The following is a 17,331-nucleotide window of genomic DNA, read 5'->3' as shown; positions in this document are numbered from 1 at the left end:
AACTATGAAAATCGGTATTTTATCTCGTAATAAAAACTTGTATTCAACTCGACGTTTAATTGAAGCGGCAGAGCAACGCGGCCATGAAGTAAAAGTAATTGATGCTTTACGTTGCTATATGAATATTAACTCTGAGCAACCAGAAATCCACTACCGTGGTGAAAACTTAAAAGAGTTCGGTGCTATTGTGCCGCGAATTGGCTCGTCAGTTACATTCTATGGCTGTGCGGTACTTCGTCAATTTGAAATGATGGGGGTTTATCCTCTAAATGAGTCTGTTGCGATTTCTCGATCACGAGATAAGCTACGTTCATTACAGCTACTTTCTCGTAAAAATGTGGGCATGCCGGTAACTGGTTTTGCTAGTAAGCCTGACGATGTGAAAGATTTACTTTCTATGGTTGGTGGCACGCCACTGGTTATTAAGTTGCTAGAAGGTACGCAAGGTATCGGTGTCGTACTTGCCGAAACGCGTAAAGCGGCAGAGAGCGTAATTGAAGCCTTTATGGGCTTGAAGGCACACATCATGGTGCAAGAATATATTCAAGAAGCTGGTGGTGCTGATATTCGTTGTTTTGTACTTGGTGATAAAGTGATTGCTGCTATGAAACGCCAAGCTCAAGAGGGCGAGTTTCGCTCTAATTTGCATCGCGGTGGTAGCGCAACATTGGTACGCATTTCACCTGAAGAGCGTAAAACAGTAGTGGCGGCAGCTAAAGCGATGGGGTTGAATGTAGCTGGGGTTGACTTACTTCGCTCATCTCGTGGACCGTTAGTGATGGAAGTTAACTCATCACCAGGTCTTGAAGGTATCGAACAAGCAACAGGTAAAGATATTGCGGGCATGGTTATCGAGTTTATTGAGAAAACAGCCGCAAGCAAAAGGACCGCAACGCGTGGCAAAGGTTAAGAAGAATAGTTCGTTTACATTACTTGGTGAAGAAGTGGCTGCAGGCGAGCGTAAAACGTTGGCCCTTGAAGCCGCTAAGCTTTACACCCACTCACCGTTAAACATTCCTATTGAAGTGGTTAACGGTGTGCATGCAGGGCCTGTACTGATGGTTTGTGCAGCAATTCATGGTGATGAACTCAATGGGGTTGAAGTTGTTAGGCAATTAATTGCAAAGATTGACCCTGAACAGTTACGCGGTACATTAATCGCGGTGCCTATTGTTAATGTGTTTGGCTTTATTCATAAGTCACGTTATTTGCCCGATCGCCGTGATTTAAATCGTAGCTTTCCAGGTTCAATAAGTGGCTCAATTGCTGGGCGCATGGCGCATGGCTTTTTTAATCAAGTTGCGGTGAATTGCACGCATATTATTGATTTACATACTGGCGCTATTCATCGCACTAATTTACCGCAAATTCGCGCCAATTTAAGTGATGAAGCTACCGCTGAAATGGCTAAAGCATTTGGTACACCTGCGGTAATTGATGCTTCGCTGCGTAATGGCTCTTTGCGCAGCGAAGCGGCTAACTTAGGTATTCCTGTAATTACCTATGAAGCAGGCGAAGCACTACGCTTTGATCCCATTGCAATTGCTGCGGGTGTACAAGGTGTTGATTATGTAATGCGTCACTTAAAAATGGTGCGAGGCAAACGAGCTAAGAAACTGCCAGAGCCGGTTATTGCTGACTCAACAAGTTGGGTTCGTGCTGAAGTTGATGGCATTTTACGTGCACAAGTATCCCTTGGTGAGCGTGTTACTAAAGGCCAAGTACTGGCGTATATTAGTAGCCCGCTGGGTGACTCTGAACTGGAGTTACTAGGTAAGCGCGTAATTAGCCCCACATACCAATGTTAATGGCACCTATGCATAATTTACTCAGCATATTAACCTGAGGTAATTATGAATAAACAGCAAAAAATAAAACACTGGCAAGGCATTTTTGAGCAGCAAAAATCGAGTGGTTTAGCCATCATTCAATTTTGTCGTGATAACAACATTAACGCATCGACTTTCTATGTTTGGCGTAAACGCCTTTCTGACGAAACGGTAAGGGTTAAAAAGCAACAGGTGATCCCGTTTGTTATTCATGAGCAAGCCTTTACGCAACCTTCAATCATTAAACTCACCACACCAAACGGCTATCAAATAGACTTCGAGTCGACATTAGCTAACCAAACGCTAGCCAAATTATTGAGCGTACTGTGACACCTTGCACACACCAAGTTTACTTGGTCACGGGGTTCACCGACATGCGCAAATCAATCAATGGCCTAAGTATTATTGTCAGCGATACCCTATCTCTCGATCCTTTAAGCCAAGCGTGGTTCGTTTTTTGTAATAAACAACGCGATAAATTAAAGATTTTATTTTGGGATACCAACGGTTTTTGGCTCTATTATCGTCGTTTAGAACAAGGACGATTTCAGTGGCCAAAACAGACTAATGAACACACGGCTATGGGCATCGAGCAACGCCAATTACAGTGGTTGCTATCAGGGTTACCGGTCAGTAATCAAACACGGCACCCGACTTTATCGGGGTTATCGGTGATGTAAATTAATCAGATCGTTTTTTTTACTTGAACGATCTTTCCCATGTGTCATGCTATTAAAATGCCAGACACTATTCTCATCACCGAACTACAAAATCAGCTTGCACTTATGCAGGCTAAGCTTGATGCTTTACAAGAAGATAAGGTTGAAATGCAATCGCGGATTGACCACTTGCTTGCTGAGCTTAAGTTAAGTAAATCCCAAAAATACGGTAAAAAAAGTGAAAAAGCCCCACGGGGCACCTTCAATGAAGCGGAGCAGCATAAAACGACTGAGCCGCCTAAACACCATAAGAAAGGCAAACAAACGCTGGCTGAGCACTTTGAACGAGAAGAGGTTGAGCACACCTTAACCGAGTTAACGTGTCAGTGTTGCGGTGAGCAACTACATCAATGTGGTAGTGAAGACAGCGAACAAGTTAAAATTATTCCGGCGAAAGTCAGCGTCATTAAGCACAAACAATTTAAATATGCTTGCAGACATTGCGAGCATGAACAATTGACCAGTAAAATCATCACCGCGCCTAAACCTAAACAACCGATACCGGGGAGTATTGCCAGTCCCGAGGCATTAGCGGCGGTTGTGACAGGCAAATACTGCGATGCCTTACCGCTTTATCGTTTCGTTGAAATACTGGGCCGTGGCGGCCTTGAACTATCGCGCGGAACATTAGCTAATTGGTGTATTAAAGCGGGCCTGCTAATCAGCCCCTTAGTGGCAGCCATGCAACGTCACTTGCTTAATGAGCACAGTTTATGTGCCGATGAAACCCGTACACAAGTCTTAGATGAAGGTGACAATCCTAGCAGCAATTCCTACATGTGGGTTTATCGCAGCAATGAGGTTAGCCATGAGCCTGTCGTGATTTACGATTACCAAGCAGGTCGAAGTCGCGCTTGCGCAAAAGAATTTCTTGCCGGTTATCAAGGCTATTTACAGTGCGACGGTTACCGTGTTTATGACGGTATTGAAGGCATTACCCCTGTTGGTTGTTGGGCACACGCTAGACGCAAATATAACGATGCCTTAAAAGCAGAGTCGAAAAACAAAGGTCGAGCGCATAAAGCCATCAGCTTTATCAGCCAATTATATAAACTGGAAACCCAGGCTAAAAACAAACAGTTATCCCCTCAAGCGCGGTATCAGTTACGACAAGAAAAAGCCTTACCCATATTAATGCACTTTAAAGCGTGGCTTGATGAAGCCGAAGGTAAAGTAACGGCGGGGAGTTATATTGGCAAAGCGATAAAATACACGCTTAATCAATGGCCGAAATTAATGCGATATAGTGAAGATGGCGAACTAGGGATTGATAATAATATTACTGAGCGAGATATTCGGCCGTTTACCACTGGTAGGAAAAACTGGCTATTCTCAAAGTCAATTAATGGTGCCCAAGCAAGCGCCACACTCTATAGTATTGTGATGACGTGTCGTGCCAATGACATCAATCCTTATAACTACTTTGTGCATTTATTTAAAACGTTGCCGAATCGAGATGAGGGTGATGATGATTTTACCGACCTAATGCCGTGGAATGTGCAGCTAGACTTCGATTATAGCTAAGCGCACTGCTTAAATGCGCGCTTACGTTACTAGCACCACGCAGTGGTATTGTAATTGGTCAGCAAACTTTGCCATTAGTTAACGAAGGTGATGCGGTATTCCACTTAGCTTACTTTGCGCATGCAAATAGCTTGGTAGAGCAGCAGTTAGGTACTTTTATAGGTGAAATAAGCGATATTGAAGATGAGCTTAAAACCGCTGAACTGAACAATTAACCAAGCTGTAAATGAACCAACGGGTTAAGATCAACGCTAATAAAAAGTCGCTACTGTTAGCGGCTTTTTTGTTTGTAATTTTTTGGGTTAGAACTTTTTTGGTCCCAGCACTTTTTTTATAACGGGTGCTTTAGTTGCTTTAGGCTCTTTGGCTAATACCATCACCGGACGAGTTACAAATAGGTTATTAGGGTAAATAACTCGATGGCCGTCAATATGCTCAAGCACTACATTCATTAGGCCCATTTCTATAATTTTCCCTTCAATAAAGTTAGCGCCATCGACCACGCGCACCCAAAAGCCGACACGGCAGTCGTTTTGAATAAACATTAGTAAAAACGAAGTTAGATTACTTAACAGCGACCAAGCAGCAAAAAGTGCCACACCTAACATAGCAAATAAAGAGGAGCCAAGCACCAGTAAACCTCGTAGCTCTATGCCCCAAAAGACCAGTACTAAACAAAGCATTACAAAGGCAAGAATGATTTTTAGTAATAGTTCAGCACGATGCTTTCGGTGCTCGTCGACTTTGCCTTTAATTGTTTTTTCGAGCAACTTATTGGTTAGTTTAAGTAATATTGGGAATAATATAACCGCAGCGAGTGTAACGACTAAGCGGTATTGAGTGCTGAGAATATCTAACAATTCCAAGGTAAGTCCTACTTAACTGTATTTAGGGTCTAGTTTAGCCCTATGGTTAAAAATTAATAGCTTCTTTTAAAATGAGTTCTTAACCGTCACCAACCATTGCAGGGTATTTACATCGTTAGCGTTATCAAGTGGCGCGGCAACATCTAAGTGAATGACAGTGCCTGCATTGGCGCGGCTAGGTGCAAAGCGTAATCCTACACCTATATTTTTCAGTACTTGGCCGTTTTCACCATTGTTTTTCTTGTTAAACCAAGCGCGGCCAATATCAAAAAATGCAGCTCCGCCGACCTTAAATAATTGTAGTAAATCATATTCCCAGTAATAGCGCTTTTCTAGGTTGACTAAAAAGCTACGGTCGCCTTGTTGATAATTTAACGGGTAGCCGCGCAGGCCACTTTCGCCGCCTAAAGTAAGTTGTTTATCGGCTGTGAGGTTTTTTGCGTAGTCTAAACGTACTTTGGCATACCATGACTGGTCAACACTGGTATTAAGGTAATATTGTACTTGGCTACTGGCGAATAAGTTTTCAACTTGGCCTTGTGGATCATTCCAATAGCCTTTGAGATCTGTATGAAAGCGCCAAAGTGTATTGTCACCACTAAAGTGGGCTGTTTTAGCGTTAAATGAATAGATATAACGGCTGTCGTCATTACTTAAGCTTTCATCTGAATAGCCAAAAAGGCCCTCAATATTCCAGCCTAAATTAAGGTCTTCGGTGCGAGAAATACTGTCAAAATTACGTACTTTTATATAGTGATCTTCAAACCAGTGACCGCTTAAGTAAGGGTAGCTAAGCTCTCGTAGTTCAGCGATGGCAGTGGTGGTATCTGTTAGTTCAGCAAAACGATGTTGCTCGTGTACATAGCCTACACTTAAACGCTGAGTCCAACCGTCACCTAATGATTTTGAGTGGCCAAAGTGGATACGGTTAAGGTCTGTTTTTTGTTCAAATTCGCTAATTATTTCACCGCGGTTATATAAATATTCGACGCGTTGATCTGAAAAACTCAGTAATCCATAACTAAACGGTGTATCGATTGAATAAAACGGATAAGTTAGTTCAAGTAAATGGCGCTTACCATCGTCGTTATCTGAGTATTCTACACGACCACGATAACGGCTTGAAAGAATGTTTGGGTCGTCATAGACAAACAAGTAACCATTACGCTCCGCGTCACTGGTGCGAGAAATAGATAAACGCTTGCCCCAACCAAATAAATTAGATTCACGAAAGCCTATGCTCGAGCTATTTTCTCCACCACTGCGGCTAAAGCTTATCTCAGGTAAAAGTGTCCATAAATCTCGTGTAATTACCGTAACATTGACATTACCCTGGCAATCACTTTGAGCATTAATTCGGGCATCATATAAGTAACTTTGACGACGCAATAAACGCTCAGATTCAGCGAGTAAGCGAGGGTCATATTCGTCGCCTTGCTTAAATAATAAAATGCTGTTAATTACGTCATGTTCAGTGGTTATATGTACATCGTTAGCAAAACGAAAGAGGGCGTTATCCTCCTCTTCTAACTCAGTATTAAAAATGTTTAATTGCTTTAACTCAATGTTGACTATTTTTGCATTAGCCGTTTTAGTTGGAAGTTGTTGGTCGCCATCAAGCTGGCGTAATAAATTAGTCGAATGGTGGGAGGATGTTTGTTGTGATCGGCAAGATTCAACTGATTCTGTATGCTCACTTGCAGCGTAGCTATTGGTTGCGAATAAAAATAATGAGCAACTGTTTATAAGCATGTTGGCAAACTTTTTATTCAATACCATATAGTTCCATATTGGCTGCGACATGAATTTACTACTACATACTAACTCAATGACTAAGTCTAGCTTATTATTAGTAACTCAGCACAATTTATAGGGTCAAATAATAAGTTAGCGCTGCTAATAAGTGCTCTGCGTCACTGCCTTCTGCGGTGATCCAGACACTTTGGCTATAATGTTCATAATGTATATTGAATGTTTGTAGTTCATAACTAAAACGTAATTGATGGCGATCAGCGCCAGGCGTAAAATCACCTAACGTGATCTCCTCGCCCATTAGGTAAAATTTGGCCCATAGCTCAAAGTCTTCATCGTTAGGCATTTCGCTGGGGGTAATAAGTATTACATTGTGTTGGCTATCAAACTCAGCTTGAGTCATGACTGGTTTCCTATGAGGTAGCTAAATAATTGCGAATGGCATGCAGGAAATGACTGCCATATTTATTGAGTTTAGTAAAACCAACCCCTGATATTTTTAAAAATTCACTGTCGTTGGTGGGCATAAGCTGCGCCATTTCTGCTAGGGTTTTATCGTTAAATACTACATATGGTGGTACATCATCCGCATCAGCAAGTTCTTTACGTAAGTTACGTAGCTTGGCAAAAAGCTTTTTGTCATAGTTAAACTGCGTAAGCTTATCTTGGTAAACGTGCTTAGCTTGTAAGCGAGGTTCAGCGAGCTGCAAGGCATATTCGCCTTTTAAAATGGCGCGAGCTGCTTCTGTTAGGCGAAGGGCTGAACCTTGGGTTATATCTTGACTTAATAATCCCTGGTGGATTAATTGGCGTAAAATACTAAGCCAAAACTCATTGCTGTGCTCCTTACCAATACCGTAAGTGCTGAGCTGATGGTGATTATTATCACGAATACGGCTGGTGTTAGCTCCGCGTAGTAATTCTACGATGTAACCTAAACCGAAGCGCTGTTCGGCGCGATACACACATGACAGAGCTTGCTGGGCAACTAAGGTACCATCGAAGCTTTTTGGTGGGTTCAGGCAAATATCACAGTTACCACAGGGTTCACGTTGGTATTCACTAAAATAGTTAAGCAGTATTTGGCGGCGGCAGGTTTGTGCTTCTGCAAAGCTTGCCATGGCATTAAAGCGTTGCTCTTCAACGCGGCGGCGCTGTTCATCTTCAATGTCTTCAAAAAAACGTCTTACCCGGCCAATATCAGCAGGATCAAAGTACATAATTGCTTCAGCTGCAAGCCCATCACGGCCAGCGCGGCCAGTTTCCTGATAGTAAGATTCAATACTTTTGGGAATATCGTAATGCAATACAAAACGGACATTGGGTTTATTAATCCCCATACCAAAGGCAACGGTGGCTACCACAATTTGAATATCATCGCGGGCAAAGCCTGTTTGCACAAATTGGCGTTGTTCGTTACTCATACCGGCATGGTAAGCCGCTGCATTCATGCCAGCATCGGCAATTTTTTCTGCTATTTCGTCAACCCGTTTACGGCTGGTGCAATAAATGATACCACTTTGATTGTGTTGTTCTTTTAAGTAGCGAAGTAATTGCGCTAACGGCTTGAACTTTTCTTCTATGGTGTAACGAATATTGGGTCTGTCAAAACTGCCAGTATGAATATAGGGGGTGGTTAAACCAAGCTGCTGAACAATATCAAAGCGGGTGGCTTTATCGGCAGTGGCAGTCAGCGCCATCATCGGCACATGTGGAAAATGCTGTTTAAGCTCGCTTAGTCGACAGTAATGTGGGCGAAAATCATGGCCCCAATGTGACACGCAGTGGGCTTCATCAATAGCAAATAAGCTGATTTTTAAATGGCTCAAGCGCTCTTTAAATTCATGTTGTAATACTTTTTCAGGCGCGACATAAAGCAATTTGATAAGTCCGTTATGCAGTTGTTGGTATATTTTCTGCTGCTCATCACGGTTTAAACTGTTATTAATGTATGCGGCTTGCACGCCTAGGGCTCTTAATTGTGATACTTGATCTTGCATCAAAGAAATAAGCGGGGAGATCACAACGGTAACGCCATCAAGCGCAAGTGCAGGAACTTGGTAACACACTGATTTACCACCGCCCGTGGGCAGCAGTACTAACGAATCTTGACCTTGTAACGCTGCGTCTATCACTGCCTTCTGGCCATCGCGAAATTCGCTGTAGCCAAACACTTGCTTTAAAATAGCTTGCACAGTACGAACAGGTGCGCTTGAAGTTGGAGTTTGAATATTCATCGCCGACATTTTAGTGTTTTTATGGCCCCTTGCATAGGTGCTTTTTATCGCACTTTTATGTTGATTGTGCTTTACTCATCATACCAGTCTAAAATGTGAATAATAAAAATGAATAAAACCATGTTGATGTCACAAGTTGCGAATGTATTTATAAGCCAAATGCCATTTAATCAATTTTTACAATTGAGTGTTAAGTCGCTTGATAGTGAGCAGGCGCAAATTAGTTTTCCATTTCAAGATGTATTGATTGGCAACCCAGTACAAAAGATTCTCCATGGCGGAGTTATTTCTGCGGTACTCGATAATGTAGGGGGTATGTTGGCGGCGGCCTCAGTAATAAATAAGTTAACTGATTTTGATATTACCAAAGTGCAGCAAAAGCTTGCGACCTTGGGTACGATTGATTTACGCACCGATTATTTACGCCCAGGAAAAGGGGAGGAGTTTACCGCTAGTGCGAGGCTCATTCGTGCGGGTAATAAGGTGTGCGTGTGCAGAATGGAATTACACAATGAACAAGGCGTACAAATTGCGTTTGGCACAGGGACTTATTTAGTTGGATAACCAAGCTTAAGAGCGTAGACTAGCGGCCTTTTTCACAGTTCAGGGCGTGTTATGTCAACCGATTTAGAGCAGCGTAAAGGAGCTATTCTTGCGTGTATGGCCTTTTTTATGTGGGGTCTGGCACCTATTTATTTTAAGCTTTTACAGAATATCTGGGCATTTGAAATTTTAATGCATCGGGTTATTTGGTCGGTACTATTTTTAATGGTAATTATAACTATTCGCCAACAATGGCCGCGTATTCGCCATATAATCAAAGAGCCTAGGCTAATGTTGATGATCACCGCGACATTGCTGGGCTTTAACTGGGGGCTATTTATTTGGGCAGTAAATAATAATCACATGCTTGATGCAAGCCTAGGTTATTACATCAACCCGTTATTAAATGTTCTTCTTGGTATGTTCTTTTTAGGTGAGCGGCTTAGAAAGTGGCAAGCTATTGCAGTTGCATTGGCGTTCAGTGGTGTGGTTATTCAGCTAATTAGCTTTGGTTCGTTTCCTGTGGTGGCCTTTTCATTGGCAGGTTCGTTTGCTGTTTATGGTCTATTACGTAAAAAGCTAGCCGTTGAGTCTTTACCCGGACTACTACTTGAAGCCGTTGTTTTGTTGCCAGTAGCGCTTATTTATTGGTGGTTTATGGCACCAACGACAAGTTCTGATTTAACTATAAATGATTGGCAGGTCAATGTATTGCTTATAAGCGCAGGGATCATAACGACCTTACCGTTACTGTGCTTTACTGCTGCAGCTAAGCGTTTGCAATATACTACTCTGGGCTTTTTCCAATATATTGGGCCAAGCCTTATGTTTGTATTGGCGGTGATATTTTATGGTGAAGTATTTGATACCCAAAGGCTGGTTACGTTTGCCTTTATTTGGAGTGCGCTGGCAATATTTAGCTGGGATTCGTTTTACCAGTCTAAAAAGCGTAAGCAACAAGCAAAGCTGGCAGTGGTTAAACCGCTTTAGAGTGTGTCTGGTCTGCAATGCGGTTGTAGCCAGATTATTTAGCGTTATATTGCCTTGAGCATAGCCAATAGACAGCGTAAATTTAATATTCTATTGGTAAACTCAGGGCTATTTTTTAAGGAACAGTCGAAACCCTCCTAAACATTTGAGTGCTTCACCTTTATCCGTATTGGCAAAATAAACCACAAACTCTTCCCCGGCTAATCGGACAACTAAATATTTTTTAAAGTAGTTAGGGCGTGTTGATCTTTGTGGTATGAAAAACAAACAGCATGAAGATAAGGTATAATTGAATTCGCCAGAAAACTTTACACCGAACCTACATGCCAAGATTAATGTTAACAGACGGGACATGGAATGTCTTATCAAAAGTAATGTACTTAAGTGGTCGAATTTATAATAAGCCCAACCATAGAAAAACGCTCGAAGGCATACTGTATAAGATGCGCACAGGTATTCCATGGCGAGATTTACCTTCTGATTTTGGCCGTTGGAGTGCTATCTACAGACGGTTTAATTTATGGTCCAAAAAAGGGATTTTGAATGAACTGTTTCGCGCATTATCTCGTGATGCGGACATGGATTGGGTCTTCATTGATGGCAGTATTGTCAGGGCTCATCAACATAGTTGCGGTGCAAGAACTGCTGACAATGAATCAATTGGAAAGAGCCGAGGTGGAAATTCTACGAAAATTCATCTTGCAGTCGATAGCGGAGGGTTGCCTGTTTATTATGAATTATCCTGTGGGAATACGCATGATATCGTCCATGCAGAGTCACTCGTAGCTAATTGCCCAACAAGTAATATGGTTGTCGCAGATAAAGGCTACGACAGTGAAAAACTGAGAGCGTTTGTTCGTGATAATAACGCTACACCCGTTATTCCACGTAAGGGCAACAGTTTAGTAGGCAATGAAGATATTGACTGGTGCATGTACAAATATCGGCACTTGGTTGAGAATGCATTTGGCCGTATTAAGCAATATAGAGGGATAGCCACGCGGTATGAAAAGCTTGAACGAAATTATCATTCAATGCTCGCTTTAGCATTTACTATGATGTGGCTACCAATGTGGGCTGATTGATATATGTACTACAAAGATCAACAGCCCCTAGTAAAGTACACGGATAAGTCTTTGAGGACTTCTCTAGGTGTGAGGTTTGATTTTACGGGGTCGCTTTAAATTCTTTATCTAAACACGCTTAATTGTATTGCTGGCTTCATGGTCATTAGTAAAAACGGCTAAAGTTGTTCTTTAATTTCATTGGTAGTGCGAAGGTTTTGTTGTATAAACTTTTTAATACCATACTATGCTGTTCTAATATGCTTGTTTTAAGCAAGGTAAAGTAGCTATTACGGGCGAATCCGCTTGGAAAACTCTGAACATTATAAAACTGACGTTAGCAAATAAGCGCTTAGCGAAGTGGTAAAAATCATAGCTCATAGTTGTTTCCTGATACCTTATTGCTTAGCTAGAGTTGAGGTAAGTTGTGTGATTTATTAAACAAGTTATTTTTATCGTAAGGGTAAGTAATGGATATCGATTTATTGAAGACCTTTGTTGAAGTGGTACGTACTCGCCACTTTGGTAAAGCTGCAGAGAATTTATATATAACGCAGTCAGCTGTGAGCTTTCGGATTCGCCAACTCGAACAAGTGTTAGGGGTTAACTTATTTATTCGTCAGCGCAATAATATCCAATTAACCGCGCCGGGCGAGCGCTTATTGCCACATGCACAGATGATTATTACTGCCATGCAACGCGCCAAAGTTGATGTTGCCCTTGCTGATAACATACACAAACAAGTGAGCTTAGCTGGTACGCCAAATATTTGGGATGCATTTTTACAGTTTGGTATTACTAATATTGTCTCAGCGATGCCTGGAGTGCCTTTGGTTGCTGAGGTAAAAGCGCAACAAGAAAGCACTCGATTATTACTGGAGCGAACACTCGATTTAGCCATTTTATTTGATCCGCCAAAAGTCGATGAGTTGGTGGTTGAAAAAATTTGTGAGTTGCCGATTATTGCTGTTAGTAGCTTTGCAGGCGCCATTAACGAAGATTTTTTTGATAACCAATATGTTTATGTTGATTGGGGCACGACATTTTCACTTTGGCATGCGCGCCAATTTACAGCTCGAACGCCGCCATACTTTAGAACAAGTACAGGACGTATTGCGCTTGATCTTATTTTACAGTGCGGAGGGAGCGCGTTTATTCCACAAGTTTTGGTACAAGCGCATTTAAATAAGGGCGAGCTCTATCATGTTCAAGATGTGGCTCATACTTCTCGTGATATTTTCGTTGCTTATCATCGTGATAATGAACAAAAGCCATTAATAGAAACTCTCGTCAATTTATTAACCCAACCTGCTTAAATGGTGGGGTGCTACTTCATTTGTGTCACTTTGATGTCTTTTTTGGTTTATTTTTATGAATAAAAAACGACAATTATATTTCTATTGTAATATTTTTGTCATTTACTGCTGGCAGACTGCTTCTGTTTTAAATATTAGTTTGTTGCGTTTACTGAGGAAATTACATGAATTTTGCAAAATCGGGTTTACTTTTTGCTACTCTTAGCTGTTTACCTTTTTCAGCTTTAGCCGAGGTTGACGTTTATGGTAAAGCTAATGTGACAGTACAATCATCAGATGATGGAGAGGGCTCTTTCACTGAAGTTAAAAGTAATGCATCACGATTTGGTTTTAAGGGCTCTGAAGAAATTAACGATGGATTAAAAGCCGTTTATAAGTTTGAGTTTCAAGTTAATATATCCGATGACTCTAAAGACACGGTTACTTCACGTAATCAATACGTAGGTTTAAAAGGTGGTTTTGGTCAGGTTGTGATTGGCCGTAACGATACGGCTTTAAAAGTATCACAAGGAAAAATAGATTTATTTAATGACCTTGAAGGTGATGTTAAAAATATCTTTCAAGGTGAAAATCGTTTAAGTGATACCGTCACTTACTCTTCTAATGATTTTAGCGGTTTTAAAGTGTTTGCTACTTATGTGGCTGAGCAAGATAGTGAAGGTGATAGCGGTTATTCAATGGCTATTACTTATGGCGATTCAGGTCTTAAAAAAAGCAATGTGTATGCTTCAATTGCAGCAGATAGCGAAGTAAATGGGTATGATGTCATCCGCGCAAGTCTTCAAGGTAAAGTGGCTGATATTAAATTAGGCGCTATGTATCAAAAGCAAGAAAAAGTTGATGGGACTGGTGAAGCTGATGGCTATTTAGTCAATGCGGCATATACTTTGAATAGCAATACGTTCAAATTACAGTATCAAACGATTGATTTTAAAGATGGTGATAACAACTCTGCGATCTCAGTAGGTGTTGATCACTCATTGAGCAAAAACACCACGTTATTTGCCTTCTATACTAATTTTGATATGGACAGCAATGTTGATCAAGATTACTTAGGTGTTGGCATGGAATACAAGTTTTAGTCTTGAGACTATTGAAAAAGCCTTACTTCTTACAGTAAGGCTGTTTACTATTAAGCTTGTGCATACACTGATTTACCCGCAAGCCAGCGATTGATAAGTTGTTCTACTTGTTCAGGGTACTGGCGGAGCATTTGTAGTGCGATAGGTCTGACTAAGTTGAGTGTGTGTTTATCTCTGGTTAAGTCAGCAATTTTAAATTCCGCTAAACCTGTTTGTTTAGTGCCGAGCACTTCACCTGGACCACGAATTTCTAAATCGCGTTCAGCAACTACAAAACCGTCATTGCTATCTCTTAGCACAGCTAAACGTTTTTGTGCCGTATGAGACAAGGGGGCGTGGTATAAAAGCACACAATGGGATGCGATTGCACCACGACCAACTCGGCCACGTAACTGATGTAATTGTGCAAGGCCAAGCCGTTCAGGATTCTCAATGATGATCAAACTGGCATTCGGCACATCAACCCCGACTTCAATAACCGTTGTCGCCACTAATATATGAATTTTTCCAGCTTTGAACTCGCTCATAATAGCTTGCTTTTCTGCTGCTTTCATACGGCCATGAACTAATCCTATAGTTAACTCAGGCAGTGCATGAGTTAACTGCAGTGCGCTATCTTCTGCTGCTTGGCATTGCAATGCTTCCGATTCATCAATTAAGGTGCAAACCCAGTAAACTTGGCGGCTTTGCTCTGTGCAGGCGGTTTTTACTCTAGCAATAATTTCTTCGCGACGAGTATCTGCTATTGCAACGGTTGTTATAGGTGTGCGTCCTGGCGGTAACTCATCAATTACTGATGTTTCTAAATCGGCGTATGCCGTCATCGCAAGAGTGCGTGGAATAGGGGTGGCAGTCATCACTAATTGGTGTGGGTAACAATCCCCGAAACGGCCTTTTTCTCTGAGTGATAAACGCTGGTGGACACCAAAACGGTGTTGCTCATCGATGATAATAAGTACGAGGTTATTAAAAATTACATCTTGCTGAAAGAGTGCATGGGTACCAACAATCATTTGCGCTTTGCCTGAGGCTATTTTTTCAAGAGTAGCAACGCGTTCTTTGCCTTTGGTTTTACCGCCTAGCCAAGCGACATTAATACCTAACTCTTCAAACCATTGAGTGAAGTTAATGCCATGCTGCTCTGAAAGTATTTCGGTGGGTGCCATCAATGCGACTTGATAGCCCTTACTTATAGCTGTAAGCGCGCTTAGGGCAGCCACTAAGGTTTTACCAGAACCAACATCACCTTGCACTAATCGCATCATAGGGTAGGGCTCTTGCAAGTCATTTTTTATTTCTGCGACTACACGACTTTGTGCATTAGTTGGTGCAAAAGCCAGCTTTGCTAAAAATTGCGGTTCAAGCGGGTTATTTGGCTTTAATGCAACGGCTTTTACTGTTTGTCCTTGTTGTCGTAATTTTAATAAACTGAGGTTTTGTGCCAGTAACTCTTCAAAAACTAAACGCTGCTGTGCTGGGTGCAAGCCTTGTTCAAGTGCTATTAAGTCAACATCATTAGGCGGGCGATGTAAAGTGAGCAGCGCCTCAGTTAAGCTCAATTGTGATAGCTGATACTCAGGTGGCAATAACTCTTCTACAGTGTACTTTTCTAATAAGCTGATAGCTTGATCGCTAAGGGCCCTAATCGATAGTTGTTTTAATCCTTCAGTAATGGGGTATACAGGCGTTAAGGTCGTCGTTGAGGGTTGCTCTGAGAGACTATCGCTTAAGCTGTATTCTGGGTGAGTCATTTCAAGACCATTACGACTACGGCGGACCTCACCAAAGCAACGAATTACTTTTCCTGCGCTTAGCGCATTTTTTTGCGCCGCGCTAAAGTTAAAAAAGCGCAGGGTTAAACGTCCGGTACCATCATTAACCTGACACACCAGCATACGGCGTTTACCAAAGGTGATTTGGCTCGTTTCAATTGTTGCTTCAATGCTTACATGGCTATGTAGTTGTAACTGATTGATCGCATAAATACGGGTGCGGTCTTCATAGCGGTGCGGTAAATGAAAGAGCATGTCTTGCACTGTATAAATTCCAAGTTTTACTAAGCGCTCAGCCATTTTAGGGCCCACGCCTTTAAGATCCGTAATTGGGTAGCGGCTTAATGTTAACGTTGACAAAGTCTGCTCAAACTTTTCATTTTAGGTGCTTTTGAGTTTACGTGCGAACACGGCTGTCATCAAGTATGTTTTAGTCGCTGCCAAAATGCATTATCGGCAACTATTTCACCTTGTTCATCAAGAGCTGGGTAAGGTAATGATTTTTCTTTGCACTTTTGCGCGATAATAGGGTGGCAACCTTCAAACAACATAGTGTGTTTAATATCTTTATCAAGCATATTGCGTTGGTATAAACCTGCATTAAGACGTTGGTTTTGGGCTTCAAATAAAATCAGTGCGGCAGCAACTGATACATTAAGTGATTGCGCCATACCTTGCATGGGAATGATGATGTTTTTATCTGCATGAGCAAGCGCTTGCTCTGAAATACCTGTTTTTTCTTGGCCGACAATAATAGCGGTTGGTTTAGTGTAATCTATATCGCGGTAATCAACAGCATCAGGACTTAAATTGGTAGCAAGTACCTGAACTTGAGGATTTTGCTTGCGTATGGTGGCGACAGCGGTGTTGATATCTCTATGTAAATGAGTAGCAACCCAGTTTTTACTGCCACCAGAGGTGTTGCTGGTTAACCACTTTTGTTTTTCAGGCCATACCGCGTGAACATGATGGCACCCGACAGCATCTGCGCTTCTGACAATAGCGGATAAATTATGGTGTTTATGTACATCTTCAAGGCACACGGTTAAGTCTGTTTGGCGACGGTCAAGCACCTCTTTAACACGGTGATAGCGAGTGTTTTGCATTGTTAACCTTGTCTGAAATTTCAATTTTTTGTAAGTATATCATTGCTAAGGCATAACTGAGCGGCTAATTGGGTTTTGTAGTGATATTAAAGTTTCGGTTGATTGAATTGCTTCAATCGCTTGAATCTTATTGATCAACACATCTTGTAAGTGATCGATCGAGCGAGTCATCACTTTAATAAAAATACTGTAATTGCCCGTCGTGTAGTAGGCCTCAACGACTTCTTCTAACTCCTTTAAATGCAGTAAGGTTTGTGGGTAATCACGGGCATTATTTAAGTTAATACCAATAAAGCAACATACATCATAACCGAGTTGTTTCGCGTTAATAGTTACCTGAGTGCCAGTAATAATATTGGCTTGTTTCATTTTTTCAATTCGTACATGAATTGTGCCGGCACTGACAGTAAAGCGTTTAGCCAGTTCTGCGTAGGGAGTGCGGGCATTGTCCATTAAAGCATAGAGGATCTGTTTATCGAGATTATCGATTTGATAACTTTCCATATGAATAGTACTTAGTAATTATTGAAT

Annotated in this window: 16 protein-coding genes and 3 pseudogenes; 11 read left to right on the top strand and 8 right to left on the bottom strand. The window is 41.6% G+C overall.

Annotated elements, in window-relative coordinates; genetic code table 11:
• Positions 1-4 precede the first annotated feature (4 nt).
• The 6 genes and pseudogenes from rimK to ACT3S9_RS13200 all read left to right on the top strand — a co-directional run.
• A complete protein-coding gene (rimK, locus tag ACT3S9_RS13225; RefSeq protein ID WP_441996849.1) occupies positions 5-910 on the top strand; it encodes a 30S ribosomal protein S6--L-glutamate ligase in 906 nt (301 codons plus the stop codon).
• Positions 897-1,781: pseudogene (locus tag ACT3S9_RS13220) on the top strand (succinylglutamate desuccinylase/aspartoacylase family protein); the annotation flags it as partial. The gene rimK and the pseudogene ACT3S9_RS13220, both read left to right, overlap by 14 nt.
• Positions 1,782-1,853: 72 nt before the next feature.
• Positions 1,854-2,159 (top strand): IS66 family insertion sequence element accessory protein TnpA, encoded by a 306-nt coding sequence (tnpA, locus tag ACT3S9_RS13215; protein ID WP_301563154.1) that lies wholly within the window; start codon positions 1,854-1,856, stop codon positions 2,157-2,159.
• Positions 2,156-2,509, top strand: coding sequence for an IS66 family insertion sequence element accessory protein TnpB (tnpB, locus tag ACT3S9_RS13210; RefSeq protein ID WP_301563133.1), 354 nt, complete (start codon positions 2,156-2,158; stop codon positions 2,507-2,509). The genes tnpA and tnpB overlap by 4 nt, the downstream gene beginning before the upstream one ends.
• A 39-nt stretch (positions 2,510-2,548) precedes the next feature.
• Positions 2,549-4,072, top strand: a complete 1,524-nt coding sequence (gene tnpC / locus ACT3S9_RS13205; protein ID WP_443489209.1) for an IS66 family transposase — start codon at positions 2,549-2,551, stop codon at positions 4,070-4,072.
• 20 nt (positions 4,073-4,092) lie between these two features.
• Positions 4,093-4,287 (top strand): annotated as a pseudogene (locus tag ACT3S9_RS13200) (deacylase); the annotation flags it as partial.
• A gap of 87 nt (positions 4,288-4,374) precedes the next feature.
• Here the strand turns inward: ACT3S9_RS13200 and ACT3S9_RS13195 are convergent.
• From ACT3S9_RS13195 to recQ, 4 genes are all read right to left on the bottom strand, one after another.
• On the bottom strand, positions 4,375-4,938 hold the full coding sequence (locus ACT3S9_RS13195; RefSeq protein WP_441835077.1) for a mechanosensitive ion channel domain-containing protein: 564 nt from the start codon (positions 4,936-4,938) through the stop codon (positions 4,375-4,377).
• Positions 4,939-5,004: 66 nt separating this feature from the next.
• Positions 5,005-6,717 (bottom strand): ShlB/FhaC/HecB family hemolysin secretion/activation protein, encoded by a 1,713-nt coding sequence (locus ACT3S9_RS13190; protein ID WP_441835083.1) that lies wholly within the window; start codon positions 6,715-6,717, stop codon positions 5,005-5,007.
• An 88-nt stretch (positions 6,718-6,805) separates the two neighbouring features.
• Positions 6,806-7,093, bottom strand: coding sequence for a DUF3630 family protein (locus tag ACT3S9_RS13185; protein ID WP_441835076.1), 288 nt, complete (start codon positions 7,091-7,093; stop codon positions 6,806-6,808).
• A 10-nt stretch (positions 7,094-7,103) separates the two neighbouring features.
• Positions 7,104-8,927, bottom strand: coding sequence for a DNA helicase RecQ (gene recQ / locus ACT3S9_RS13180; protein ID WP_444750982.1), 1,824 nt, complete (start codon positions 8,925-8,927; stop codon positions 7,104-7,106).
• A gap of 108 nt (positions 8,928-9,035) precedes the next feature.
• Between recQ and ACT3S9_RS13175 the strand changes: the two genes are divergently transcribed.
• From ACT3S9_RS13175 to ACT3S9_RS13165, 3 genes are all read left to right on the top strand, one after another.
• Entirely contained in the window at positions 9,036-9,491 is a 456-nt protein-coding gene (locus ACT3S9_RS13175) for a thioesterase family protein (RefSeq protein ID WP_441835074.1), read from the top strand.
• A gap of 51 nt (positions 9,492-9,542) precedes the next feature.
• Positions 9,543-10,460 (top strand): EamA family transporter RarD, encoded by a 918-nt coding sequence (gene rarD / locus ACT3S9_RS13170; protein ID WP_444750981.1) that lies wholly within the window; start codon positions 9,543-9,545, stop codon positions 10,458-10,460.
• A 323-nt stretch (positions 10,461-10,783) separates the two neighbouring features.
• The gene (locus ACT3S9_RS13165; RefSeq protein WP_089367531.1) at positions 10,784-11,545 is read left to right on the top strand and encodes an IS5 family transposase; all 762 of its coding nucleotides are present in this window, start codon (positions 10,784-10,786) and stop codon (positions 11,543-11,545) included.
• Between the two features lie 145 nt (positions 11,546-11,690).
• Here ACT3S9_RS13165 and maoP read toward each other — a convergent pair.
• Positions 11,691-11,846 (bottom strand): annotated as a pseudogene (maoP, locus tag ACT3S9_RS13160) (DUF413 domain-containing protein); the annotation flags it as partial.
• A gap of 148 nt (positions 11,847-11,994) precedes the next feature.
• Between maoP and ACT3S9_RS13155 the strand changes: the two are divergent.
• Entirely contained in the window at positions 11,995-12,840 is an 846-nt protein-coding gene (locus tag ACT3S9_RS13155) for a LysR family transcriptional regulator (protein ID WP_441835072.1), read from the top strand.
• A 164-nt stretch (positions 12,841-13,004) separates the two neighbouring features.
• Complete coding sequence (locus ACT3S9_RS13150) at positions 13,005-13,922, top strand: porin (protein WP_441835071.1); 918 nt, start codon at positions 13,005-13,007, stop codon at positions 13,920-13,922.
• A gap of 50 nt (positions 13,923-13,972) precedes the next feature.
• Here ACT3S9_RS13150 and recG read toward each other — a convergent pair whose 3' ends face one another.
• From recG to asnC, 3 genes are read right to left on the bottom strand one after another with little or no spacing between them, the layout of a single operon-like run.
• Positions 13,973-16,054: an ATP-dependent DNA helicase RecG gene (recG, locus tag ACT3S9_RS13145; protein ID WP_441835070.1), complete on the bottom strand. Its 2,082-nt coding sequence runs from the start codon at positions 16,052-16,054 to the stop codon at positions 13,973-13,975.
• A 59-nt stretch (positions 16,055-16,113) separates the two neighbouring features.
• Complete coding sequence (gene trmH, locus ACT3S9_RS13140) at positions 16,114-16,800, bottom strand: tRNA (guanosine(18)-2'-O)-methyltransferase TrmH (protein ID WP_441835069.1); 687 nt, start codon at positions 16,798-16,800, stop codon at positions 16,114-16,116.
• 45 nt (positions 16,801-16,845) lie between these two features.
• Positions 16,846-17,304 (bottom strand): transcriptional regulator AsnC, encoded by a 459-nt coding sequence (asnC, locus tag ACT3S9_RS13135; RefSeq protein WP_441835068.1) that lies wholly within the window; start codon positions 17,302-17,304, stop codon positions 16,846-16,848.
• Positions 17,305-17,331 lie beyond the last annotated feature (27 nt).

Origin of the sequence: Pseudoalteromonas sp. AOP31-A2-14, from assembly GCF_052378035.1 — a bacterium.
Lineage (GTDB): Bacteria > Pseudomonadota > Gammaproteobacteria > Enterobacterales > Alteromonadaceae > Pseudoalteromonas.
This window is presented reverse-complemented; position numbering and strand designations above follow the sequence as displayed.